This is a genomic window from Bradyrhizobium sp. Leo78, from assembly GCF_059512425.1.
Genome location: NZ_JCAMOT010000091.1, coordinates 1 through 8,669, shown reverse-complemented (window position 1 = coordinate 8,669; position 8,669 = coordinate 1). Strand labels below are relative to the sequence as shown.

General features: G+C 58.1%; 8 protein-coding genes and 3 pseudogenes. 3 read left to right on the top strand and 8 right to left on the bottom strand.

The features are described 5' to 3' along the window. Positions 1–1,303: 1,303 nt before the first annotated feature. Positions 1,304–1,534 (bottom strand): hypothetical protein, encoded by a 231-nt coding sequence (locus AC5ZG1_RS42710; protein ID WP_496136401.1) that lies wholly within the window; start codon positions 1,532–1,534, stop codon positions 1,304–1,306. A 289-nt stretch (positions 1,535–1,823) separates the two neighbouring features. Beyond that, positions 1,824–2,721, bottom strand: a pseudogene (gene ligD / locus AC5ZG1_RS42705) (non-homologous end-joining DNA ligase); the annotation flags it as partial. A gap of 161 nt (positions 2,722–2,882) precedes the next feature. Here ligD and AC5ZG1_RS42700 point away from each other — a divergent pair. From AC5ZG1_RS42700 to AC5ZG1_RS42690, 3 genes are all read left to right on the top strand, one after another. After that, positions 2,883–3,134: a hypothetical protein gene (locus tag AC5ZG1_RS42700; protein WP_496136400.1), complete on the top strand. Its 252-nt coding sequence runs from the start codon at positions 2,883–2,885 to the stop codon at positions 3,132–3,134. An 854-nt stretch (positions 3,135–3,988) separates the two neighbouring features. Continuing rightward, complete coding sequence (locus AC5ZG1_RS42695) at positions 3,989–4,195, top strand: hypothetical protein (protein ID WP_496136399.1); 207 nt, start codon at positions 3,989–3,991, stop codon at positions 4,193–4,195. Further along, entirely contained in the window at positions 4,192–4,419 is a 228-nt protein-coding gene (locus AC5ZG1_RS42690; RefSeq protein ID WP_496136398.1) for a hypothetical protein, read from the top strand. The genes AC5ZG1_RS42695 and AC5ZG1_RS42690 overlap by 4 nt, the downstream gene beginning before the upstream one ends. A gap of 798 nt (positions 4,420–5,217) precedes the next feature. On the opposite strand, the pseudogene AC5ZG1_RS42685 reads toward AC5ZG1_RS42690, so the two are convergent. From AC5ZG1_RS42685 to AC5ZG1_RS42660, 6 genes and pseudogenes are all read right to left on the bottom strand, one after another. Further along, positions 5,218–5,688 (bottom strand): annotated as a pseudogene (locus AC5ZG1_RS42685) (alpha/beta hydrolase); the annotation flags it as partial. A 173-nt stretch (positions 5,689–5,861) separates the two neighbouring features. Continuing rightward, positions 5,862–6,194 (bottom strand): response regulator, encoded by a 333-nt coding sequence (locus AC5ZG1_RS42680; protein WP_496136397.1) that lies wholly within the window; start codon positions 6,192–6,194, stop codon positions 5,862–5,864. A 72-nt stretch (positions 6,195–6,266) separates the two neighbouring features. Continuing rightward, on the bottom strand, positions 6,267–6,500 hold the full coding sequence (locus AC5ZG1_RS42675; RefSeq protein ID WP_496136396.1) for a response regulator: 234 nt from the start codon (positions 6,498–6,500) through the stop codon (positions 6,267–6,269). Positions 6,501–6,753: 253 nt separating this feature from the next. After that, positions 6,754–6,921, bottom strand: a pseudogene (locus AC5ZG1_RS42670) (PilZ domain-containing protein); the annotation flags it as partial. 148 nt (positions 6,922–7,069) lie between these two features. Further along, a complete protein-coding gene (locus tag AC5ZG1_RS42665; protein ID WP_496136395.1) occupies positions 7,070–7,402 on the bottom strand; it encodes a hypothetical protein in 333 nt (110 codons plus the stop codon). 986 nt (positions 7,403–8,388) lie between these two features. Further along, on the bottom strand, positions 8,389–8,538 hold the full coding sequence (locus tag AC5ZG1_RS42660; RefSeq protein ID WP_464349923.1) for a hypothetical protein: 150 nt from the start codon (positions 8,536–8,538) through the stop codon (positions 8,389–8,391). Between the last annotated feature and the right edge of the window lie 131 nt (positions 8,539–8,669).

Sequence of the window (8,669 nt, the reverse complement as noted above, 5' to 3'; positions counted from 1 at the left end):
ACCGCACGAAATTACTTCGCTGTCGTCGCTATCGCCGCAACTCTGCTCTGGCTAAGATAACTGTCCACGCGACCTAGGCATCACTCGGACTGACCGTCGGTTGTTTGGGAGGGGAACCCACGGTCCGTGCAGCGAAAAGTGCGTAGCGCGGCCGCATCAATTTCACAAAGGCAACACGACTCTTCTTGTTGGCGAATGCTACGGCCGCCGCTCGACGCCGTGCTTGCGCATGTGGCGGCTGACTAGCCTTTACGAACAATTAACCTGGTCAGGGTCTTGGCTGTGTGAAAACGCTCAGCACTCGATGCGCCATCGAACAAGTTATTCGCCCAAGAGCCTCTTAGCCCTCCAATTCGCAACGGCACTGAACTTAAAGAACGAGCGGAAGAACGTAATTCTCGTCGCGTTTCGATATTTCGCGTTTTGCACAGCCAGGGTCAAAAGCGCCGTCCGCCGGTCGGCCTACCGTTTCCGCTTTACCTCCGGAAGGTGACAGTTTGAAAGCCGCGGCGGACTTCGCATTTGGGCCAACAGACGACATTCGCGTAATGAAAGAGGCCGCCAACCGAAGCGGCCTTAGTATGGCTCTAAAATCCTTGATTGCGAGAGCTTGCTCGACGCTCTTGTGTGCCGGGGTCAATCTTCCAGTCCGGTACTGCTAGTCGCAACGGCGGACCCTGCGGACCGAACCGTCGTCGCGCTCAATCGTGACGGTGCGGCATCCGCCATATCCGCGATCATATCCGTAGGCGCGATAAGCGGGTCGATCGTAGTCTCGGTAGTACCGCGGCTGCGGGCCCACTCTCACGCCGCCGAGCGGAGTATCAACGGCAACTTGAGCTGACGCGGGAGCAATGGAGTTCGGCGTGGCGATAGCGAAACCAGCAACCGCCAGTACACCAGCCAATAACAGAGTTCTCATAGGAATTTCCTCCCGAGTTATCTGCATTGCTTGCCAACATCCGAGGTAGAGCAAGGTTCCTGCGCGAAATTCCTGCCGCCTCGATCTCACTCCTTGTTCGAGAAAGCAAAAAGTGAAAATCAGCTTATGATGCCGGGGGTTGGATACGGACCCCGCCGCGCATGTTCCCGAACCAAACAAATGCCGACCTGAATGTCTGTTGAGGGTCAAAATGCGACTTCGCGCGGCGACAGGGCTACTCCCCTTTTCCCCAGCAACGGACATCGCTCGGGACGCTCCGCAGGTCCGTTTGGGCCATGAACAGACGGCCCACTCGCGAAGAAAAACAAAAAGGCCGCCATCCAGCGGCCTCATTTCATCTCTGTAAGCCTCTCGGAAATATCAGCTACCGCTACGGCGGCGGCGCACCAGCCAATAAGCGCCATAGCCTACTCCGATCACAAGCGCGGGGATCCCGGCGCCTAGAAGCGGGGCAGGAGCGCCTTGTGCGTGTTTTTCATTGCCGTTGCCGTTGCCGTTACCGACGCCACCATTGGGGATACCACCTTGATCGGCCAAGGCCGGTGACAAAACAAGCATCGAAAGGGCGACCGACGTTACTATGGCTTTCATTCGATTGCTCCCAATTTAAATGGTGATGCATTTAAAATATTAAACCATAATTAGATGCCGCTCAATCCTAAGTTCGCCTCGCTGATGAGTTCCTTAGGGTTCATGGAACTTAATTTAGTCACGTCGAGGCAGCGTAGTTATCGCCCGCCTAACGTTCAGCGCTGCCGGACAGATCACGTCCCCTGACTGCGTCCGCGGTCTCGTCCATATCTGCGAAGCGGCTGACATTCACCCCGACGTTCGATTGATCTGGACGCTCTGCGGCTGGTTTTGAGGGTTTTCGCCACTGCAAGTCCTCCCGCTGTCCCTTGAAGAACGGGTGCCGCACCTTACCCTCCGCCGATTTGGCGCGGTACTCAATTTCCGCCAGCAGCTTCGGCTCAACCCAGATGCCCTTGTGCGCGATGCGCTTGGTGCAGGGCTGGGTCTTGCGGATCAGCGGCGTCAGGCGCTTTTGCAGGTCGGCGGCGGATGCCTTGTCGAAGCCGTGGTCGACCTTGCCGGCATAGATAAGCTCGCCGCCCTTGTGCCGGCCGAGATAGATCCCGTCCCATTCTCCGTCATCCAACGCGAAACCGGCGATGGTCAGCGTCTCCCGCAGCGCGCACGGCCTCTTCACCCAGTTGCGGCCGCGGCCTGAGACATAGGGGCTGTCGGCGACCTTCGAGACCACACCTTCATAGCCGATCTTGCAGGCGTGCTCGAACATCGCACGGCCATCAACCTCAAAACTCTCGCTATATTGAATGTCGCTGCCGGCGATAAGTTTCTTCAGCGCGGCCTTGCGTGTCGAGAGCGGCTCTTTCCGCAAGTCATAACCGTCGAGATAGAGCAGATCGAAAGCGACCAGGACGATCTTCCTGGAGCGGCCATTGAGCTCGTTCTGCAGCACCGAGAAATCGGTGGTGCCGTCCGCGGCCGGCGCGACCACTTCACCGTCGATGATCGCGCTGCTGGCGGAGATGTGCCAGGCGTCGTCGGCGATCGTGCGGAAGCGATGCGTCCAGTCATGGTCGCGCCGCGTGAAGATCTTGACGGCTTCGCTCACGATGTGAGTTTGCACGCGGTAGCCGTCGAACTTGATCTCGTGAATCCACCTCGCGCCGCTCGATATCGGCTGCCAGTGCCGGCTCGACAAAGCCTGGGTAGGGCGCCTTGGTGCCGGGGTTTTTACGCTGAAATGTCAAGACCGTACTCCGATGCAAGGAGACTCGATAAAGTTGGCGCGAACCGATGTGTTCCGGAGTTGCAACCTGTCGAAGAAACCTTCAAACATTAATCTATTTAATTTTTTAAATGCGCAGTTTAATGAGATTATTCGCTTGGGCAGGAAGCAGGAGGGAATCTGATGAAGATTATCTCGATCGTTTCCGCGGCATTCTTTGTTCTGGCTGTGACGATGATTGCTCCGCCTGCGAGGGCCTCCGCCGGTCACGATCGCTGGAAAGGAGACCCACCCGGTCACCACCATCACTGGAGAGGAGACCCACCCGGTAACGTGAGCGGAGCGCCCGGCCCAATCGCTGGCGCAGGTCTTCCGATGCTTGCGCTCGGCTATGGTGTCTATTGGCTCGTCAAGCGCCACCTCAAGGACAGCTGACGTTTTGAAATCCAGCGCCACGATGTTTGGCAATAGCCGCGTGCGGTCGCATTCAGCGAGTCGAGAACATGCTCACGTCCTGACGCGGACGTTCTCAACTCCTTATCTCCGATCCTGGGGTCTCTTCTTTGCACACGGATGCGCACCGCGCCTTTGTTCTTTGCGATTAGGAGCACGATTGTCATGGCCATTTCGAAACGCTTGGCTAGAACAGTTCGCGAGCAACTGGCGTCAGATGACAAGAGGCTCGCACTGATGATGTCGGATCTGCGTTCGCTTCGAAAAGTCGCCGCCGACGCGGAACTTGCAGCCAGTTCGCATAGGAGCGGATCGAGCGCGTCGCTAATGGGACGGACCGCGCTGGACGTCGGCCCGAAACAGCTCTTCGGATTCCAGAGTTTACATCAGCCAAATCGCTATCGCTAAAACGAAAAATCCGAGCAGCGCGCAAGCGAGGAAACCACGCTCAACGGCATCCATGGAGGTGGTTCCTTTCGTCATCGCTGAGATACCTCCAAGCGGACACTAGCGCATTTAAAGCCGTAGGACCGTAGAAGCGGCTCCAGGTCGATGGGGGCTGGGGCCCCCAACCTGGATGGACAGGTCTTCTTCCGAGTCCTGGGCGCTCGGGGACCGGAAGCCGCTGTCTACGCGCGATGGTCGGCATCCTTCCTCCGCAGTTTTCCACATTGCCCCGCCGGATGCACCGAGAGGGCGCGGGCAGATTCATGTTCCCGAATGTTTGTCGGGAACCGGACTCACCGGTGGCGGTTGGAGCAGCGATATATCGAAACCGGTGAATAAATCTCGCCTCGGCTTAACGCAGGTAAGCGGACGGCTGTTCGGAGGAGGCGATGCTATTTTTTCCCGAATGGGAGGGGCGTATGGATTTTCCGGTCGAGGCTGACTCTAAAAAGGACTTTCAAATCGTGATTATCGTCGTTGATAGGCTGGAACAGGAGAGGGTTCAGCTGCTTGCTCTTCGAAAAAAGGTGTCGGATGCGGAACGCGCGCCGGCCCTTAGACGCCAACAATCACGCCAGCCAGGAAGCGACTCATGAAGGACCTCACCGGAAAGTGGCAGCAGCTCCGAGCTGACGCGAAACATTTTGCCCGCTTGGGCATGTCGGCGACAGATCCAAGCCAACGCGAGCTGTTTAAGCGTTTAGGTGATGAGCTTGCCATCGAGGCGCTTGAGCTGGAACAGGTCGTGAAAAGGCAAACCGTCTCTTCGGGCGCGGACGAGCAGTACGACGTCGTCTCCAAAGCCATCGCTGGGGAATAAGCGGCGAATCCCTAGGTATGTAGACGTGGCCGTCATGAACGGCCGCTACGCGCGTTGGAAACGGCATCAGGCCGGCGGGCGAGTCAGGCCTGCGGTAGCCCTTTGCGGATCCTATCGCGATGGGCGACGTGTGCAGCCCGCAGCGCGCGGTAAGTGGTGAGAAGGTCTTGAGCCAACGAGATTGGATGACCGGCGCGGGACAGCTCGTCTATTATCTCCATCTGACGGCTGATGTGCGTATCGCTCAGCGCAACGTGCCGATCCGCCTCGGCCCACGTGTTCGAGGATCAGGCGGCGGTCCATGGCAACTCCCGTTTACGGTTGCTGCGCTCTTACTGGCCCAACCAAGAGCCGATATTTTGGAACGAACGGCGTGTTGAAGCTCTCGATGACCTCGCCGCAAACGACGCAGGCGAATGTCCCTGTTTCCGGGGTGGAAGATAGAACAAGCCGACGTCCGTAGAGCGCGCCGCATCGGCAGGTCCGCGTCGTGTCGTCCATGGGCTCCTCCCGCGTCCGAAACGCCAGCATAGTACGGGAAGCGCGCAAAAGCGATACGCGCTCAGGCTGCCCGGGACGGCGATGTGCCTACCGCCGCGGTGAGCTTACGTGGAGAGAAAATCCGCTAGATGGACGTTAGGACTGCGTTGCTAGGGTGGAACGTCTGCGCTCTCAATTGGTTGAGCGGTTGGAGAAGGACACCACAATACTCCACGAGCCGGGTTTTTGGATCGCGATCGCGATCGCCCTCGGCATGGCGCCGTCCACTATGCTGGGTATCTTGGTGCTCGGAAGGCGTTAAGTGCCGCTCTCGTGCGTCCAGAGCCATCCTAGCTGGATCGTAATAGTCGACTTCACGATGGGGCTCGGCGGCTGATGGTGGTGCGCGAAATTCTTGCCAAGCACGGGCCGATGACGACGGAAGCCATTGTGCGGCAGATGCTGAAACTCGGCCATGACGTATCCGTTCACGAAACGCTGCGCGGCAAAGTCTCTTCGCTGACCATAAGTCTGTTGCGGCTGGAAAAAGCCGGCAAAGTCGCGCGTGAAGGCAAAGGCGGTTCGGCGCTGTGGCGATTCAAGGAATGAACGGCAGCTTGTGCTTTTTCGCGGGCCGGTGGAAGCGCCCAGCAAGTCAGTGAGCTGGCTCTTCACGCTCTCCTGAACATCCGGGACGACCGCGGCGATATAAACCAATCCGGCGACGCGCTCGTCGACTCCGGCGCCTGTGATGGTGGCTCCGCCGTAGGAGTGACCGACGAGTATGGCTGCGCTGTTGACCCGGCCCAGTGCCTTTCAGCATTGCGGGGTTTGGCCTGCTGACCATTTCGTTCTAGAGGGAGCAATGCATCCGATTAAAATAGAACGAGGCCTGGCACGAGCAAACGCCAGACCTCGTGCCCGTACGGCTTGGCGGCAAGCCGCGATAGGGCTTTTGAGACTTACGACCTTTCGCCGCCGCTGTCGTGTTGTTTTTCATGCTGTCCGTCGGATAGAACAGCATTGATTGTGCGCCTGAGGGTATCGGTGGTGCAGGGTTTGTTTAGGACCGCCGCTCCTTTGAAGCTATCCGGCACAGCATCCGCGTTGTAGCCGCTCAAGAAAAACAGCGGTATTCCGCGGGCTGCAATCACCTGGGCAACGGGCTGCACATTGAGGCCCTGCAGATTAATATCAAGGATCGCCAGATCGTAGGCTTCGATCTCCGCGAGAGAGCGGCCCTCATCGATGGTCGCCGCCTCGGCAATTACGCTATGGCCGAGTGACTCGACCATTCCACCAGCATCATTCGAATAATGGCCTCGTCTTCGACGAGGAGTATGGATGCTTTACTCATGCATGTTGCCTTAAATGCCGGTACTGCTGGGCGAGTCACGGTTAAGCAGTTGTGACATCGCTGAAACAAGCTGCGCGGGTGCGAATGGCTTCTGAAGCATTATGCCGGTGGGAACGCCATCTGCGACCCACTGCTCAGCGGCGAGCGCTGACATGTAGACGACTGGGAAATCCGGATCGATCTCGCGGGCCGCTTGTGCGACCTCCCACCCGTTGAACTGGCCTAGCAGATTGATCTCTGTCACGATGCCTCGGTAAACACCGGGACCGCCCTTGAGGAGCGTTATGACCTCTTCGCCGGTCCAGTCGCGGTCTCGAAGCCGCCTTCGCGCAGCGCGTGCCCGAGAAGGCCTCGGATTTCATTGTCGTCTTTGACGAAGAGGATCATGGGCGGTTCGGCCACAACGCGTGCCCCTAAAGTACTGTCGACCGGTTATAAGATGCAAAAACCAGAAAGTTCCCGAGTCGTCGGGAAAAGTTAGCATCGTGCGGTTTAGACTAGGTCGGAGGGTTGTTTGCCTCGACTCTTCTTACCTTTTTTTGGCGTAAGAAGCTGACTTGAAGCTCTTGTCCGTTCACCCTTTCGAGATGGCATCGGCGATAGACGAGTCCAGTTGAGGAGAGCAGAAGGAAGAACTCCGCCAGAGCCAATCCCTCGATCGAACCTCAACCTGAAGTGCTCGGGAGCTAGACGAGGCCGGCCTCACTATCGACTGGAATGAACTGATGCGTTCGTGAGGGCTCCGCGGCCGACCTTTCGAAGGTGAGGGTTGCCGGACGCTGCGGCCGTAGGGCGAGCTTCGCCTTATGTGCCTTATCCCTGGTGCCAAGGCCGGCTTCGGTCCTGTGAGATTCGACGAGCCTCCGCAACATGCTCATCGCTGAGGCGCGAAAGCACCCGCAGCCACGCCGCTTTAAAAAGAAGTTTTGCGTCCTCAAGGTCTGCGCTGCTGCCGCGGTGATCGGGCTGCTGGGGGACGTTAGGCAGGATGACAGCCCAGTTCCAGATGTTATGGCCGCCGACGCCCTGGGTGCTGTAGATGCGCCCGATGGTGAAGCCATCCCAAATGACCACATAGTCGCCTTCGCGCGTCTCCCCGCCGATTACGGTGGGGCGGAGAAAGAGATCGGCGGGCCCGGTCGGCATGTCTGCTAAAGATCGTGGCTTGTGATCATTGGGCGCTTACCCGAGGGAGCGGAGCCCTTCGCTCTTTCGAGAGCATCCAACCTTCTTCTGCGATCCAATCTGTCAAGCAGTCCAGCCTCGAACACCGTACCGGAAACATCATAGTCGCCGCAGAAGCCGCAACGGATCGTCCGACCATCGAACGTCGCAACGGTAATGTCTTGGGCCTCAGCCCCACAAAGGGGGCAAGTGATCGGTTTCAAATTGACCATATTCCGCCTTCCGCGCATTTCTCCGAACATTAGTTTTATTGCGACGAACAAATTTAATAAATTAACCTATTTAATTGTTAAATGACACATTTAATGACGTTGTTTGAACTGGTCAGAATGCAGGAGGTATCTGTGAACATTCTATCTGCCATTCCCGCTGCCTTTTTTGCCTAGCTCTGATCATGATTGCCCCACCTGCGAATGCCTGCAACGGCGGCGGGAATTGCGAAAACGCCCCCGGTCGAGACCCGCCTGGTCACCGCGTCAGCGGAGCCCCCGGTCCCATTGCCGGCGCGGGTCTTCCGGTGATCGCCGTCGGTTATGGCGTCTATTGGCTGATTAAGCGCCGCCGCAAGTACGACTGACGTTCTGAAGATCGGTGCCATGCTGTCGATGGGGCGCGCCCGAGGCGGCTTGCACTGATGTGTGACAGCCGCCTGTCACGTCCCGAGAGGAACGGTCTCAGCCCTGCCCCCGGCCGGGGTCGTTCCTTTTTTCTGGCCGCGAGCCTGTCTTCCTTGTCGGGGCCGCGCATGGCGATCTTCAGGGCGCTTATCGGTTTGGAGCGCTGGCAGAGGTCGCCAGCATTGCGCCACAAAATGCCAGCCCTAAGGCTAGATCACGAACACTCGGCGCCGCGGTAGGAAACACCACGGCGTCCGCACGGCATCTATCAAGCCAACGGGGGTACCTTGAAAAAGCCCGCTTACGCCCAACGGCTGCCGACGATTCGAACTACTCCTCAGGCTTCCGTAGGTCCGCTTCCATTTCTGCAACGATGTCTTGCAAGAGACGAATTGCGAGCGGGTCGGTGACCTCGCGTTCCATCATGCGGTAGCGCATCACCCGCTCTTCAAGTTCCCGCTGTTGCTCGCCGTCGGTCATTGCGCACTCCTTGCGTGAGCAAGACGCGCGAGGAGACTGATGGTTGCCGGAACCTGAAAAATTCTCGGCAGAATTTGGGCGGTTCACAGTCCATTCAGGCCAGAGCCCGTACTCATCTCCGCGGGAAGCGT